This is a genomic window from Pseudoalteromonas sp. C2R02 (genome assembly GCF_018860845.1).
Classification (GTDB): Bacteria; Pseudomonadota; Gammaproteobacteria; order Enterobacterales; family Alteromonadaceae; genus Pseudoalteromonas.
The window spans coordinates 144,269-159,435 of sequence record NZ_JAHKQC010000034.1; the positions used below are offsets into that span (position 1 = coordinate 144,269).

The following is a 15,167-nucleotide window of genomic DNA, read 5'->3' on the forward strand; positions in this document are numbered from 1 at the left end:
GCCTAAAAGGCGCTTTTGAGGATTTCCACTTTGTTGTTCTGTCAGTTCTAGCGGCAATAACCATTAATTAGCTGAAATGCCTAGAATTGCAAACTCTCATAAGCTCTGAGTAGCCATTTATTTATAGGAATTGGTATTTATAATGAACAGTTTTGATCATTTTGTTTTTGCACGAATTTTTCATATCATAGGTATCGTTTTATGGATTGGCGGCGTTGCATTTGTCACCTTGGTTTTAATACCTTCCTTAAAAAGAATCGATGAAAAATCTAAACGCATGGATTTATTTGAATCATTAGAGGGCGCTTTTTCACTTCAGGCAAAATTTACAACTTTGATAACAGGCATATCAGGGTTTTACATGATTGCATATTTGGATGCATGGGATAGATATCTACAAATACAATTTTGGTGGATTCACTTAATGACTTTAGTATGGCTAGTGTTTACATTAGTATTATTCGTTTTTGAACCGGTATTTTTACATAAATGGTTTCACCAAAAAGCTAAATTAAACTGCGATAAAACATTTAATTACTTACATTTTATGCATGTTGTATTACTGTCTATTAGTATAATTTCAATTTTTGCTGCTGTAGCAGGCGCTCATGGTTTAAGTGTTTTTTGACGCTATTCGATTAATCCCATTCCGATATATCTTTCAATTATTTTGAAGTATGCTTTTGAATGATAAAAGAATGAAAGCTCCTTATTAAAATTTTCTCTTAAATTTTTATCATGGAAGCCTATACTCGCAGGTACTTGCGGAATAAGGTTATGCTCTGTAAAAATAGATGTGTCTCTATTGTGGTTTTTTAATCTGAAATAATAATAAAAAATATATTTATCTAATACCACATAGTCAAACCTATCTTTAACAAGTAAATCAGATAATACACTCATATCAACCATTTCTTGATACTTAGGGGTATTAGCTAACAATGTAAACTCTGGGCCAAAATACCCAGGCGCTCCTTGAAAAGTTGCAATAGAAGCACCTTTCAAATCACGTAAACTCGTTGGATTTAACTTATTTCTTTTAAGCGAAAATACCATAGGTTTATATTGCACTATTGGATCACTCGTATAAAAACCCTTCTCATCTTGTTGCCAAAAAATAGGTGCTATCGCATCATATTTATGTGAAATAACAAGATGTTTTCCTCTTGCTAAACCTGGAAATTCAAATTTTACGGAATAACCTAATTTAAATAAAATAGCTTGTATAATATCTAGGTCTATACCATGAAAACTGCCTCTCACCATATGAGGTGGCCCCTCACTAGATGCAATAACAAGTGTTTCGTTTTTAGCAAAACAAGTATTTGCAGGTATGATAAGTAAGAATAGTATTACAAGATAGTGCATATTTAGTTTGTTTTAATTCAATCCTTTAAATTAATCATAGACTAATTGTTTTTTCTTTGAGTTTTTAATAAATTTAATTTTTTACATATAATGAACGTAGACAATACGATTTTGCTTTGCTCTAATGAGGCTAAGTTTAGATACACTTTTGTTAATAAATAGGTCATTGCTTGATTAATATGAATGCTAAAAAGCAAAATTTGCTAAAGCAGTTAACATTAATTTTTATGTTAATCATATTCGCCTGCCAACTAAGTTCATTAACAAATAATAACGCAATACAATACCCTAGTGATAAACACCCAATGGGCATTGAAGTCAGCCATCATCACACCCATGGGCATGAACACTTAGATAACAACACAAATAACTTAATTCAAAATCTAGACTCTGATTTTCAGCATCACGAACACGCAAAACATTCGCACACGGTATATTTCCCGCCAAGTAATCTCGCTATAGCCACCCCATATAATCAATCTTTAAGTATCATAGGTTTTAGTAAAAATTATAAAAATCTCACGCACGCACCACCCATACCGCCTCCAACTGTTTAACTTTACTTTCTTAAAATAACAATTAATAAAATAATGCCTTATCTATTTATAGATAAAGGTATCTTTTTAAACTCATATAAAAAATATGTAGAAGTAACTATGAAAGAAATATTAATAAAAAATAGGTGTTATTTATGAATATCTCATCTAAAAATGTCATGTATTTTATAATCTTACTGACAACAGTGCTGGCTTCATTTTCAATATTTGCCCATGGTGTAGATGAAAACACAAAGCAGTTTTTGACAAATAATCAAGGGGTTTCAATTATTCCCTTTATCTATATTGGTGCTAAACATATGGTGACCGGATATGATCATCTTTTGTTTTTAGTAGGCGTCATATTCTTTCTATTTAAAACAAAAGATGTGGTGATTTATGTCAGCTTATTTACTGTAGGGCATAGCATCACGCTATTATTTGGTGTTTTAAATGATGTTCAAATAAATGCTTATTTAATTGATGCCATTATTGGTTTATCTATTGTGTATAAAGGGTTTGATAATTTAGGCGGTTTTAAAAAGCTCTTTAACTGTCAACCCAATACCCAAGCAGCAGTGATGATTTTTGGTTTATTTCATGGATTTGGATTAGCAACAAAAATTCAAGAGTTCCAGTTACCACAAGATGGGCTTATAACAAATATTATTGCATTTAATATCGGCGTAGAAATTGGTCAATTTTTAGCTTTAGGTTTAGTACTCATATTGATGAACTTTTGGCGAAAACACACCAGCTTTATGCAGTTTTCAACTGCAGCAAACACCCTATTAATGAGCGGTGGTTTGATGCTAGTAGGTTTTCAGTTAACAGGTTATTTCGTCAATATTTAAAGGATAAAGAAATATGAATACAATTAAAGTACCAATCCATTCTACAAAAACCTTAATAAAGGCAAGTTTACTCGCTTCAGTTATTGCTAGTGTTTTACTTATAACGTGTATTTTACCATCAGAGTATAATATTGACCCAACAGGGGTAGGTGAAGCTTTAGGCTTAACCAAATTATCTCAAACAGCTGGTATTCCTAAGTCTTTAAGCACACCAAAAAGTAACAGTGGAGTTGGTGTTAAACCTAAAAGTGATATTGTACAAATCGAAATCCCAGCAAATAAAGGTATTGAGTACAAATTATTAATGGATAAACATGCGCACCTTGAATATAAATGGCAAACAGATGGCGCAGAGTTATTTTTTGATTTTCATGGAGAGCCCAAAGGTGACACAACAGGTTACTTTGAGAGTTTTTCTATTACAACGTCAAAGGACATGAAGGGAAGCTTAACAACCCCATTTGAAGGCTCTCATGGCTGGTATTGGAAGAATTCAACTGACGAGCCTGTTGTTGTTACACTTTCTATTAAAGGGGTTTATACAATCAAAGGATAAAAAACATTTAAAATCAGCCTTGATAATTCAGGGCTGATTTATATATGAGTATTAGTAGTTAATCTTTACTTTTAGTTAAAAGTTGTGACAAAACTTCAATTTGCGATTGTAGTTCTTTTACCTGCCCTGTAGTGGCAGGCTTGTCATCTTCATCTTGTTGCTCAGCTGCAAAATCTGCACTTTCTTTAGTCATTACTTCAAGTACCACGCCAACCATCATATTTAAAAAGATAAAAGCTGTTAAGAAGATAAAGCTCAGATAATAAATCCAACTTAAAGGGTAAACTTCCATTGTTTCATACATAACATCAGTCCAATCCTCAAAGGTTGCAATTCTAAATAATGTCAGCATGGCAATCGATAAGTCTCGCCATAACGTTTCATTTATATTCGTAAAAAGCATACTGCCAATCGCTGCATAAATATAAAAAATAACAAACATGAGTAAAGCAATATAACCCATTCTTGGGATCGCTTTAAGTAAAGCATTAACCAACATTCGAAGCTCTGGGATCATAGATACTAAACGCAGCACTCTAAATACACGTAATAAACGAGCGATAAATATAGTGGAGCCAGCAACAGGAACTAAACTACCCACTACGATTATTACATCGAATATATTCCAGCCTTTAGAGAAGAACTTTTTAAAATCATTCAGTGCGATGTACCTGATAATAATTTCAACTAAAAAGAAAACGGTAATACCTGTGTCTAAAATTATTAGCGCACGATCAAACCATGGAGGTAATTCATATGTATGTGCTCCAACACTTAATGCGGATACGACAATGACAAATATAATGATTGACTGAAATAGCTTACTATTATCAAGACGTTCAAATAGTAATTTTAATGAAGATAACATGTTTGTTTCCATGAAAAAATAAGTAAATAACAAGAAGGAAATTAAGTGATATATATGATTAACTTATTAAAAAAATGACTCCTATTAAAATATTTTCGGTGAGTTTAAATAGTTCTTATATTCAAATCAAATATCAATTGTTACTAAGTTTGAAATATTCCAAATAGGTAAATATATGCTATTGTTTTTTAATTCAATTCCATTTAACTATTAACAATGAATAAATTACTCATATTACTATTTTTCTTCTCTAGCAGTTTATTTGCAGAAGTCATTCAAAAAGATAAACATGGTTTTAAAATCATAATTAAAAAAACTGTAAATGTTAGCTCTAGTGCCACTTACAAACAGTTTTTAAATATTAGTCAGTGGTGGAATAAAGACCATACTTGGTTTGGTAAATCAGAAAACCTTACATTAGAACCCAAAGCAGGAGGATGTTTTTGTGAAAAATCCAAGGGTAGGGAAGTACTTCATATGACAGTGTCATATGTTGACCCCAACACTGAATTAAGAATGATAGGCGGGTTAGGCCCATTACAAATCATGGGTGTTCAAGGAGGTATGAGCTGGAAATTTTCAGCCATAACACAAACAAAGACTGAGATAATTCACACCTATCAAGTTGTAGGTTTTATGCCCGAAGGTCTAGATAAATTAGCTGCTGTAGTAGATAAAGTACAAAGCAGCCAAGTTGATTCACTTATTACACAATTAAATTCTAAACATTTAAAATAAACGATTATTTATTCTAAGGAATTCCAGTGTTTCGCTGTTGATATTGCTTGAATAAATAATGGCCATTGTTGTAATTTAGTTTGGTATTCTCCGGCTTTACCTTCAAGTTCAATACCGTATGCTGATAATCTAAATGCAAGTACAGCATAAAAAGCATCTACTGGAGTTGCTTTTTCAAACATGAAATTGCCTTGAGCATTATCAAAAATATGTGTTAAACGTATAATTTCTTTATTTAAGGCTTCACTCAATTTGACAGGTTCTACTTTGTCTAAACTAAATGGGCAATTTGCTCTTAAATTCATGAAGCCTGAATGAAGTTCGGCACATAAACTGCGAGACAATGCTTTTTGCTTTTTAGATTCAGGATAGATATTTGTTATGTCATTTACATATTCACAGATAGCTAACGAATCATGAATATGTATGTCATTATCGAGTAGTACCGGCACTAATAGTGTATCTGAGAATTGAGAGATCTTACTTTGGTAATTGTCTTTTTCAAGGTTTATTACAATTTCATTAAACTCTAACTTTGCAATCTTTAAACATAACCAAGCTCTTATTGACCACGTAGAGTGTGTTCCAACTACCAAATCTAACTTAGGCACAATTTGATTCCTTTCTTAAATTATTTAATATTTCAACAGTCCCTATTAGATAACATAGCCCGACAAAAAACCATACAATTGCAGCAATAAATTCCCACATATCAAAGCCAAACTGTATCAAGTATGGAATGACAATCGAAGCCCTGATCAAACACAAACTTGTTATCACAATCAGCGCTGTTTTAAGTAAAGGAAGCTGCCTAATGACGTGAATAGCAGATAGTGCATATAAACTACAAATAAACATTAAAGTCGCAATTAAAACTGCAGATACAGGTGCAAGCCAAGTTCCTTGTTTTGCAGAATCTATAATTTCTTGTGGTGCTCTGGCAAATTCAAACCAAGATGGTCCCCCGATAATACATAATAAATGCCAAATCGCTGCACAAAAGGCGATTGAAGCGCCTAAAAGTAATAATTTTAATTGCATGGCTAATTTCAAAAAAAATATCTCCTCAAATTCACTTTATTGTACCTTTAACGATCAAATTTCAACAATACTATGTTATGCTCAGGTTTACTTTATGTAACAAGATGTTTTATACATATAACTAATTTACTTATCTAAAAGGAATTAAAATGAAAAAATATAAGAACTTATTACTTGCAGGTGCGACTTTTGCTCTATGTACCGGTTTTTTTGGTGGTGATGACTATAATTTTAAAAGCTCTAAATCAGAAGGAATTGGCTCTTTTAAAGTTAATTTACCATACGTAAAATATGAAAAATACTTTGGTTATGTTGATACTAATGTAAAGCCAGATGGTAAATATAAAAATAAAGATGCATATTATTTATATTTATGGGTACCTGCTGCAATAGATGAGCTAGGTGTTTCTATGGTTTCTCCAGCGAAAGATAAACCTGGGAAAAAAGATTTTGTTCATTCAATATTCAAAAAAAGTATGAAAAAAGATAAAAAGGCATATTTTGATACTTACTTAGTTTTAGACAAACTAGACATATTGGATCCTAAAAAAATTAAAAATGGTGGTAAAGTTGTCAAAACACTAAAAACAAATGACGATAGTAGTGAACTACCAAAAAACCCTGGTGGCAAAAAATATAACTCTATATTACGACATGAATCTAAAATCAGTAGCCCAACAGAGTCATTAGTGCGTGGTGTATACCGTGTTTCTTTCACTTCTTTTAGAGGTAAAGTTAAAGGTTCATATATGGCAACTATCGGAAGTAATATCCCTGGTATAAAAGTGGCTAATTCTCTCGAACAATTAAACACGCTCGTGAATGAATAATATTCAAATCTAATTACTGAAATAAATAGGCCGCTATAATTTATAGCGGCCTTTCTTTTATCTATATTATTACCAATTTAAAGTTTAAAATTAATCTATGTAATACCAACCCCAATAAATATGTGATCAATCTAAATATAATTTTTAGGAATAAAATGCAAAGCCAATCAAATCAAGACCAAATAGACATGGTTGACTCTTTAAAATCAATTGCGACTGAAGGGCAAAACATCGATACCTTAGATATCGATTTATTAGATTCTTTAGGTGTTGTAACAAAAATAAATAATGAAGATCAAAAAGTGGCTGATGCTGTTAAAGACATTTTGCCAGAAATAGCAAAAGCAGTTGATGAAATTGTTATTGCCTTTAACAATGGTGGCCGTTTAATTTATATAGGTGCGGGTACCAGTGGTCGTTTAGGTATTTTAGATGCGGTTGAATGTCGCCCTACATTTAGTGTTTCTGATGATAAGGTGGTTGGCATAATTGCAGGTGGTCAAACTGCAATTCAAAGTGCTGTAGAAGGCGCTGAAGACAATACAGAATTAGGTATTCAAGATTTAAAAGATATTAATTTAACGTCTAAAGACGTATTAGTTGGCATCGCAGCCAGCGGTCGTACTCCATATGTTATTTCAGCGATGAATTATGCAAAGCAGATTAACTGTAGCGTAGTAGGTGTGACTTGTAGCCCAAATCAAGGTGTCTCAGATGTAGCTGATATTGCTATATGTGCCCAAGTAGGTCCTGAAGTATTAACAGGTTCAACTAGAATGAAATCAGGTACGGCACAAAAGCTTATTTTAAATACATTGAGCACAGCAAGCATGATCAGGATAGGTAAAATATATAAAAACCTCATGGTTGATGTAAGTGCTACCAATGAAAAATTAAATGCACGTGCAATTCGTATTGTTATGCAAGCAACTGAGTGTGATTTTGATACTGCAAGCACCGCATTAATAAATGCGCAATCGAATACTAAATTAGCAATATTAAATATATTAACAGGTGTTTCAATAGATGAGGGCGCGAAGCTTTTAGAACACAGTGCTGGATTTTTAAGAAAAGCAATTGATACCAATACAAGTGTATAAATTTCAATCGATATTTGTTGATTATAAAATAGCAAAAAAGTTTAAAACACAAAGCGAGTTAAATTAATTAACTCGCTTTAAATTAATCTAAAATGTTATCTAGACTGGCTGTAAATCTTGTCGTCTAAATAAAGGGGCAAAATTACTTAAGAAGCCAGCAATGAAAATACACCCTAATATGTACCATAAGGTAAAGTCTTCATCTATTTCTTTAACTTGCTCTTTCACTTCTTCTAGTTTTTGACCTGTGACTTGTTCAACCTTTTGCTGTGTATTCGGATTTGCTTGTTCAGGGGTAGCTTGTGATTGCATATTCGCTAAAGCCAAAGCAGCCAAACCAAAACCAGCATTTTGATTTTGAACATAATCAGTAAACTTTTGATTATCAGTTGCTACGTCATGTTCATTTGCTATTTCGGTATAGGTTTCTAGCATCTTTTTAATTGTTGCATCATCAGCTTGCCAATAACCTTTACGCACAGCTTCAAGCATGCGTTCAATGATTTGGGCTAGTGCTTCAGCATTATGTTTATCAAAAAATTCTCGCATTTGCATATCGTATTTATCATCAACATAAACTTCAAAGAATTCTTGCCATTGATCGTCTCTTACGGCCTCAGGTGTCATTACTTCCCAGCCCCACATATTATTCATACGATCTAATATTGCGGTTGCGCCGGCATAACCCGAATCTTGCATCGCTTGTATCCAACGTGGGTGAAAGTATCGACTGCGCATTTCTTGGTTTAAGAAATCTTTCATTGTTTGCGCTTTAACATTATCTTTACGGCGTAAGTTTGAAACATACATCTCAGGCGTTTTACCATCTAAATGCCTAACAGCTAATCCTATGCCACCAAAATATTGAAATGGGTCATCATTAGTCATAAGAGCATAAAGGTTTGTCGAGCGTGAAAATATCACGCCATCAGTACCAGATAATACCTGATTATAAAGTTTCGTATCTGATACATTTTCACTCCAACGACTTTCATCTTTACCAAACGCATAACCCATGCGATCTAGGTATAAGTTAGCCAGTTTACTGTCATCTTCCCAGGTATCTGACGCTAAACTTGTTGACGCTAAGCCAGTGCCGTAGTTACCCGTTTCATTAGAGAAAATACGAATAGAAGATAAATAATCAGCATCTTCTTCGCTTTTACCTTGCTCTATCAGACTTTGTTTTACGGTATTTGCGTGACGATATACAAAATTATTATCTTCTTTCAATTTTGCTATTTTATCTATCGCTTCTGCAAGCCAAAGCATTACATTTGGAAACGCATCACGATAAAGACCTGTGGCAGAAATAACAACATCAATACGCGGGCGTTTCAACTCACTATAAGGAATAACCTCAGTACCAGATACATTACCTTGTCGATTCCATTTTGGTCTTAAACCTAATGCATGAAGTATTTGCGCTTCTAATGCGCCATGATGTCTCATTGTTTCTAATGACCAAAGTGAAAATGCTAATTTCTCAGGATAACGACCATGATTTTCAACATAGTCAGCTATCGTTTGATCCATCAATTTAACACCAGCTTCATATGCTTCCTTGGACGGCACTTTTGCAGGATTAAAACCAATTAAGTTACGGCCAGTCGGTGCTGCTTGTGGGTTTCTAATTGGGTCTCCACCATAACTGACTGGAATATATTCGCCAGATAACGCTCCTAATAAGTTTTTAATTTCAGCTATTTTGGCAAAGTTATCCCAGTAAGTTTTAGCTTCAGTTAAATAAGGGGTTATTGTATCTGGTATGTTGTTTAAAGGTTTATTATTAATATAAGCATGTAATAGCTGAAAGCCATCAAGTGCCTGTAATTTTACAACATCACGTTCATCTTTTTTTAATGCTTCAGAAATTGCAATACCTGAATTGAGCTCATATTTAGCTGCAAGCTGTGCAAAATTATCACCTAACATTTGGATCATCGTGCTATATAAATGTGCTTCTTGAGGTAATAAACCAAATATGTGAACACCTAAAGGTTGGCTTTGCTGCGCTAACTCATTTAAATGGTCTTGTATTTTGCTGATATTTTCATCAAAGCTTTGACTCAGGTTTTCTGGTGTTAGTTCAAGATCTTTCAATAGATTAAGCTGTGAAGCCGCAGTAATAATTTGTTGTTTAGTATTTTCTTTCGTTTGCCCTTGTTCGAGTACCACGAAATTACTGATTAATTCATTAAGCTTCGCAACCTCGGTATAAAGTCCTGCTTTAGCAAATCCGGGCGTAAGATGACTGATCATAGTTGCACGGCCACGACGTTTAGCCTGCATGGCTTCTCCTACATTATCTATAATATAAGGGTAGAAGACAGGTAAGTTACCAATTGCCAAACTAGGTGCATCATATACAGATAAACCACGTTCTTTACCAGTCAACCACTCTTGTGAGCCATGAGTACCCAAATGAATATAAGCATTAGCGCCAAATACTTCACGGGTATAGAGATATATCGCTAAGTAACTATGATTAATTGGGGTTTTAGTGCTGTGATATAAAGAAGAGTGCTCTTTTGCATCTTTACCACGCACGCCTTGTGGTAATACAATTAAGTTTCCAAGCTCCATTCGAGGGATCACAAAAGCTTGTTCGCCATTATGATTTGCTAACATAGCATTTTCTTCAGGCTTTCCCCAACGCGCAACAATAGGGTCCGAAACATCTTTTGGTAATGCATTAAACCAGTTTAGGTAAGTAGAAAGCGGTAACCAATCTGCAAGACCTTGCTCAATAAGTCCTTGTGTATCTTCATTACGATAATAAGGACGTAATAATTTACCCGCATTTTCTATTAAGGTTTCAGTTGATTTAGGGTTAACTTGATAACCTTGCGCTTTCATTTCTTTAGCAATTTCATTGATTGATGATGGCACGTCTAGAAATGCAGCACCGATATTTTTTTCACCTGGCGGATAATTCCAGATAAATGTTGCTACTTTTTTATTGTTGTTGTTTATATGCGCTAAATTGGCATGATTATAAGCGCGTTCCACTAACGCCTTTAGTTGTGCGGGCATAACTTTTTTTATGCCTTTCTCATTTGAAGCAATAATAGTTGGATCTGTACTGCCAGTATCTTCAGGCATCACTAAAAAGAAAGGTGTAAGTGAAGGAGAAACACCTGCATTATCAGTTTTAAATTCTTCTGCTGTTCCTTCAGTATAATTAAGGGCATGGATCACAGGCACACCAATTTTAGTAAATTCAGCTTTGCGTTTTTCAACAAAATGTAATGAACGATAATTAATTAGCAGGTCAATTCTTGCTTTATTGTTATCATCTAATAAAAGTTCAGGATACGTTAAATCTTCATCATTGCCTTCAAAAAACACACCAAATGCTTTAGCACCTTTAGCTTGAAGGTCATTAATAATGGCATCAACTATCTGTTGTTGTTCATAATCAACAACAGATCTATGCATTGCGATTGCAATGACTGGTTTATCATTTTTTGGTTGTAGCCAGTTATAAAATTCAGTTTCATTTGCAGTAACTAAACCATTCAGATCAGTATGGTATAAACCCACATTCGGAACTAAAATAGGTTTCGGTGCTGCTTGAGTGCTTAATTTGAAAACATTAGTTGCTAAATATTGCATCAAGTTAGCGTAGTTAATTCTCCCAGCATTATTATAATATTCACCTAATGTCTTTTGTTGTAATGCAGGTAAACCTTGGTTCATATTTTTATTATTTAAATCACCCAGAGATACAACCGGTACATTTTTAAATTGTTGTAAATGGCCCTGATATTTAGCAAACATATATTTAGATAGGGCAGGGTTAATACCATCTAATAAAATTAATTGTGCATTTTCCCAAGCTGCTTTGACTTCTTCTTCAGATTTTCCCTTAGTAGAAAAATTGGTAAAGTTAAATGGTTGATCTTTAGCAAGAGAAACAAGTAAATCACCTTTCGCTTTTGCCGCATGACCAGACATCATAAGTAATACATCTGGCTTTTGTTGTGCTTGCACTAATAAGGAGAACCCCATTAATAAGCACAGTACTAAATAACGCATTAAAGTTTTGCTCCTGTTTTAGCTTTTTCATCACCTTCTGGTACATACACAAAGCTGCCATCAGCCATTTTATATGCAATGCCCGCACGCGCGCCTTCACCAGAGCCGATAGTATCGTTTGCTTTATATTGTTTAATTTCTTTACCTTCTTTAACGATAATTTCCATATTAGGTTTGCCGGCATTTTTAACGACTGTGACATTATCTGCAGAAAAGGTACTTAACGGGTTTTGTGCAATCGCGATTAATAAAGCCGCTATGATCACCAAAAATACATCTACTAAATTAACCGCACTTACGATGGGATTAAGTTCTTCATCTTCATCTAAAAAACGCATAATTTATTCGCCCTTTATTTTTCTGATATTAATGATCTCTTGTGCAAACCAACGTTTTTTAACTGATGCGGGCCAAAATGTAATAGTTGATATCACTAAACCCCAAATAACAGCAGCAAATGCAATAATTAAGTTTTCACTGATCCCTTGAATATTACCATCTGCTAATGATTTTAATGCTGGACCCATAGGGATCATGGTTGCGATAAGGCCTAACATAGGTGCGATACGCGTCACAATTCGCAGTGTTTCTAACTTTTTAAGGGCATAAACTTCGATTTCATCTTCTGAAGCTGTAGGATTTTTAATGAAATAGTTATGAATTGGAAAACCGATAAATTGATTTTTATTCTTAATTTCTACATCTTTAAAATAACTTAAGTAATTCTTTTTGCGTATTAAATACTGGGATATAAATCGACCTAAGATATAAATCGCATATATAAATAGTACAAGTATGGCGACTAAGACGGGTGCCATAAGGATTTCTGACACATTGGCCATTAAGGTTTCTATTAGTTGAATATTCACTTTGCTACATCTCTTTTTTAAAGTGAGGGAAATTTAAATGATTTCCATAAATAGATCAATAGCACGAATGATAATAATTATTATTTGTGTTGATCTTTTGGCTTATTTAAGTATTATTCATGCCATTAAATAGTTAAAACAACAAAATTAGTAATTATTACCCAAAAGGAAAACATAAATTATGTTTAAGCCAAACCTTGCGCTTGTACCTCTGGCAGTTTCAGCTGCTTTATTTTCGGCTAACAGCTTGTCTCAAGAAAGCGGTGCACATAATAAAGACACATTTGAAACAATAGTGGTAAGTGGCACTCGAACTGAAAAACATCTAAAAGATGTTGCTGGCAGTATATCGGTGATCACAAGTGATGATATTGAGAAGCAAGTTATTGATGATATGAATCAATTATTTAAATATGATCCCAGTGTGCAAGTAACAGGCTCTATTGGCTCTGCACAAAATTTTATCGTGCGTGGTATGGGCGGTGATCGAATTTTAATGATCAAAGACGGTATGCGAATGAATGAAGGCTATGGTGCTAATGGTCTTAATGATATTGTTGGCCGAGGTTTTATTGATACTGACACTTTAAAACAAGTTGAAGTTGCCAAAGGCGCTTCTTCATCTCTTTATGGATCAGATGCATTAGGTGGTATCGTTGTTTTTACAACAAAAGATGCCAGTGATTATTTGTCTAGTGATGAAAAATTTGGTGCTAATGTAAGAGTAGGTATGAATAATGATGGTGATCAGACAAATATAGCAACCACCTTTGCTTATCAAGCCGACAAATTTGAACATGTTTTAAATATGGTATTACGTGATGGTGAAGAACAGCAAAACTATGACGAATCAAAACCACAACTTGATATTGGATCTAAAAGCTTTTTCTATAAAGGTAAATATAATATCAATAACACTGACTACTTAGTGTTAAGTGCTGATTTTTGGCAACAAGATGTTGAGGGTGATATAGCAGATGGTTTATTAGGTAACTTTCGCGGACTTGAAGGTTATGACATAATCGCTGAAAGTAATGATAGCGAAAAAACAAATCGCTCTTTTCAAATACAATATCACAGTGAATCTGCCACACAATTTTACGATCAATTAAACCTATCACTTTATAACAACTTTACGCAGCAAAAAGACTCTGAATATGGCCAAATCGATATTGATGCTAATTTTGGTTACCCATTAATAGAAATTAGAGATATGTGGAAAAATTCAGATTATCAGCAAGATACTTTTGGATTTTTGTCTAATGCTAGTTTAAAAGTGAATGATCAACATACCTTAGGTTATGGCTTAGATATTGAAAAATCAGAGTCTTTAAGAACAGAGTTCAAACTATATTCTGTTGAAGGTGTGCCAAAAGGTGGTTATCCACAAAGTTCAGAAAAATTTCCTGAAACTGAAGTACAAAGAGCTGGTGTATATATAAATGATGAAATGTCATTTATGGATGGAGATTTAATTGTTACGCCAGGTATCCGTTATGATAGTTATAAAATGGATCCGATTAACACCACTAGTGAGACTGGCAATAACTATAAAAGCTACGATGAAAACAACTTGTCATTTAACATAGGCTCACTTTATTACGTATCTGACGCCTTATCTGTATTTGCTCAATATGGTCAAGGTTTTAAAGTACCAGCTTATGATTTAGCCTATATTGATCATGATAATTCAATCTATGGTTATAAAGTTGTGCCTGCTGAAGATGACTTATCACCAGAAAAAAGTGATAGTTTTGAGATAGGTTTAAGAGGTCATGTTGGTGACTTTATTATCAATGGTGCTGTTTTTTATGACCAATTTGAAGATTTCTTAGCGACCCAATTAATTGATGTTGAAACAAGTATTAATCCTTATTCTGGAAAAGAAACTGAAGTGTTAGTTTATCAATATCAAAATATTGATGCCGTAACAATTAAAGGGATTGAACTTGGGATCAATTATTTAGTGAGTGACCGCACAACCTTATTTGTAAATGGTAGCTACCAAGATGGTAAAGATGATAATTCCGGTGAATATATCCAAAGCATCAGTCCATTATCTGGTAATGCAGGTATCAATTTTGATGGTAACAACTGGTCTACAGAGCTTATTGCTAATTGGGCTCAGAGCATGAAGAAAGTAAATGATGGTGAAAGTGAAGTAGCCGGTTATGTTTCATTAGATTGGTTAGTAAACTACCAAATAAATGATCAATTAGGTATAAACGTTGGTGTAAATAACGTGCTAGATAAAGAATATGTTCGTTACAGCAATATTGCAGGCCATAAAGGAACTGGAGATAAAAGTTACTTTGCAGAACCAGGGCGTACGTTATCTGCAAAAATGCGTTTTAAATTTTAGAACT

General features: G+C 33.7%; 15 protein-coding genes. 8 read left to right on the plus strand and 7 right to left on the minus strand.

The genetic code is table 11. The annotated features are described in order from the left end of the window. Positions 1–142 precede the first annotated feature (142 nt). A complete protein-coding gene (locus KO527_RS13930; protein ID WP_216040889.1) occupies positions 143–628 on the plus strand; it encodes a hypothetical protein in 486 nt (161 codons plus the stop codon). A 2-nt stretch (positions 629–630) separates the two neighbouring features. On the opposite strand, the gene KO527_RS13935 is transcribed toward KO527_RS13930, so the two are convergent. Then, positions 631–1,368 (minus strand): transporter substrate-binding domain-containing protein, encoded by a 738-nt coding sequence (locus KO527_RS13935; RefSeq protein ID WP_216040890.1) that lies wholly within the window; start codon positions 1,366–1,368, stop codon positions 631–633. 170 nt (positions 1,369–1,538) lie between these two features. Between KO527_RS13935 and KO527_RS13940 the strand changes: the two genes are divergently transcribed. The 3 genes from KO527_RS13940 to KO527_RS13950 all read left to right on the plus strand — a co-directional run bounded on the left by KO527_RS13940 (position 1,539) and on the right by KO527_RS13950 (position 3,314). Further along, the gene (locus tag KO527_RS13940) at positions 1,539–1,925 is read left to right on the plus strand and encodes a hypothetical protein (RefSeq protein ID WP_216040891.1); all 387 of its coding nucleotides are present in this window, start codon (positions 1,539–1,541) and stop codon (positions 1,923–1,925) included. Positions 1,926–2,059: 134 nt separating this feature from the next. Next, positions 2,060–2,758: a HupE/UreJ family protein gene (locus tag KO527_RS13945; protein ID WP_216040892.1), complete on the plus strand. Its 699-nt coding sequence runs from the start codon at positions 2,060–2,062 to the stop codon at positions 2,756–2,758. A 13-nt stretch (positions 2,759–2,771) separates the two neighbouring features. Further along, positions 2,772–3,314, plus strand: a complete 543-nt coding sequence (locus KO527_RS13950) for a hypothetical protein (RefSeq protein WP_216040893.1) — start codon at positions 2,772–2,774, stop codon at positions 3,312–3,314. A 58-nt stretch (positions 3,315–3,372) separates the two neighbouring features. On the opposite strand, the gene KO527_RS13955 is transcribed toward KO527_RS13950, so the two are convergent. Continuing rightward, positions 3,373–4,182 (minus strand): ion transporter, encoded by an 810-nt coding sequence (locus KO527_RS13955; protein WP_216040894.1) that lies wholly within the window; start codon positions 4,180–4,182, stop codon positions 3,373–3,375. Positions 4,183–4,398: 216 nt separating this feature from the next. Here KO527_RS13955 and KO527_RS13960 point away from each other — a divergent pair, with 216 nt between their 5' ends. Further along, entirely contained in the window at positions 4,399–4,920 is a 522-nt protein-coding gene (locus KO527_RS13960; protein WP_216040895.1) for an SRPBCC domain-containing protein, read from the plus strand. An 8-nt stretch (positions 4,921–4,928) separates the two neighbouring features. Here KO527_RS13960 and KO527_RS13965 read toward each other — a convergent pair whose 3' ends face one another. Next, positions 4,929–5,531 carry a glutathione S-transferase N-terminal domain-containing protein gene (locus tag KO527_RS13965; protein WP_216040896.1) on the minus strand — a complete coding sequence of 201 codons (603 nt, stop codon included), beginning with the start codon at positions 5,529–5,531 and terminating at the stop codon, positions 4,929–4,931. Further along, on the minus strand, positions 5,524–5,961 hold the full coding sequence (locus tag KO527_RS13970) for a hypothetical protein (RefSeq protein ID WP_216040897.1): 438 nt from the start codon (positions 5,959–5,961) through the stop codon (positions 5,524–5,526). Before KO527_RS13970 ends, KO527_RS13965 begins: the two co-directional genes overlap by 8 nt. A gap of 149 nt (positions 5,962–6,110) precedes the next feature. On the opposite strand from KO527_RS13970, the gene KO527_RS13975 reads away from it, so the two are divergent. Both KO527_RS13975 and murQ read left to right on the plus strand, forming a co-directional pair. After that, the gene (locus tag KO527_RS13975; RefSeq protein WP_216040898.1) at positions 6,111–6,791 is read left to right on the plus strand and encodes a LipL32 family surface lipoprotein; all 681 of its coding nucleotides are present in this window, start codon (positions 6,111–6,113) and stop codon (positions 6,789–6,791) included. A gap of 155 nt (positions 6,792–6,946) precedes the next feature. Continuing rightward, entirely contained in the window at positions 6,947–7,891 is a 945-nt protein-coding gene (murQ, locus tag KO527_RS13980) for an N-acetylmuramic acid 6-phosphate etherase (protein ID WP_216040899.1), read from the plus strand. Between the two features lie 99 nt (positions 7,892–7,990). Here the strand turns inward: murQ and cobN are convergent, their stop codons facing one another. From cobN to KO527_RS13995, 3 genes are read right to left on the minus strand one after another with little or no spacing between them, the layout of a single operon-like run. After that, complete coding sequence (cobN, locus tag KO527_RS13985) at positions 7,991–11,932, minus strand: cobaltochelatase subunit CobN (protein ID WP_216040900.1); 3,942 nt, start codon at positions 11,930–11,932, stop codon at positions 7,991–7,993. Next, a complete protein-coding gene (locus KO527_RS13990; RefSeq protein ID WP_216040901.1) occupies positions 11,932–12,270 on the minus strand; it encodes a DUF2149 domain-containing protein in 339 nt (112 codons plus the stop codon). Before KO527_RS13990 ends, cobN begins: the two co-directional genes overlap by 1 nt. Before the next feature lie 3 nt (positions 12,271–12,273). Further along, positions 12,274–12,801 carry a MotA/TolQ/ExbB proton channel family protein gene (locus KO527_RS13995; protein ID WP_216040902.1) on the minus strand — a complete coding sequence of 176 codons (528 nt, stop codon included), beginning with the start codon at positions 12,799–12,801 and terminating at the stop codon, positions 12,274–12,276. A gap of 181 nt (positions 12,802–12,982) precedes the next feature. Between KO527_RS13995 and KO527_RS14000 the strand changes: the two genes are divergently transcribed. After that, positions 12,983–15,163: a TonB-dependent hemoglobin/transferrin/lactoferrin family receptor gene (locus tag KO527_RS14000; protein ID WP_216040903.1), complete on the plus strand. Its 2,181-nt coding sequence runs from the start codon at positions 12,983–12,985 to the stop codon at positions 15,161–15,163. Positions 15,164–15,167 lie beyond the last annotated feature (4 nt).